Annotated in this window: 1 protein-coding gene; it reads left to right on the top strand. The window is 75.5% G+C overall.

The annotated features are described in order from the left end of the window. Positions 1-71: 71 nt before the first annotated feature. The coding region (locus tag HW577_RS25720) for a TIGR03915 family putative DNA repair protein (RefSeq protein ID WP_232475251.1) at positions 72-903 on the top strand (832 nt) is incomplete at its 3' end.

Below are 903 nucleotides of genomic sequence, written 5' to 3'. Positions count from 1 at the left end.
GCCGTCCCCCCCCCCCCCCCCCCGCCCCCCCCCCCCCCCCCCCCCCCCCCCCCCCCCCCCCCGACCTGCCCATGTCCACGATCTACGCCATCCTCCTCCCCGCCCCCGCCGACCTCGAGGCCTGGCGCCTGGCCGCGCGGCGCATGCTCGCGGCCGGCCTCCCACCCGAACAGATCGACTGGCGCGTGGCCGGCGACGACGCCGCGCTGTTCGGCGAAACCCCGCCCGAGCACGCGCCTTCCACCGCGCGCGTGCCGCGCGCCTTCGTCGACCTCGCAGCGGTCGTCATCCGCCACCGCGAGGCGGCGCGCTTTGCGCTGCTGTACCGGCTGCTCTGGCGCATCACGCATGGGGAGCCGGAATTGCTGCGCATCCCGACCGACCCCGATGTGCTGCGGGCCGAGGGCATGGCGAAGTCCGTGCGGCGGGACGCGCACAAGATGCACGCCTTCCTGCGCTTCCGCGAAGTGGCGCAGCCGGACGGGCCGCGCTTCGTCGCCTGGTTCGAGCCCGAGCATCACATCGAGGAGGCCGAGGCCGGCTTCTTCGTCCGGCGCTTCGCCGCGCTGCGCTTTTCCATCGTTACGCCGCGGCGGAGCATCCATTGGGACGGGGAGGACCTCGCCTTCGGCCCCGGCGGCCATCGCCGCGACGTCCCGGCGGAAGACGGGGCGGAGGATCTCTGGCGCGCCTACTTCGCCGCCATCTTCAATCCCGCGCGGCTCAAGCCCGCGGCGATGCGCGCCGAGATGCCGAAGAAGTACTGGCGCAACATGCCCGAGGCCACGGACATCCCCCGCCTGATCGCCGAGGCCCCCGCGCGGCTGCGGGAGATGGTCGCGCGCGGCGCCACGCCGCCCACGCCGGTGCCGCAGCGCCCGCGCCTGCTGGCGGCCGAGAGCG

The sequence above is a fragment of the Neoroseomonas rubea genome, assembly GCF_016106015.1.
GTDB lineage: Bacteria > Pseudomonadota > Alphaproteobacteria > Acetobacterales > Acetobacteraceae > Neoroseomonas > Neoroseomonas rubea.
This window is presented reverse-complemented; position numbering and strand designations above follow the sequence as displayed.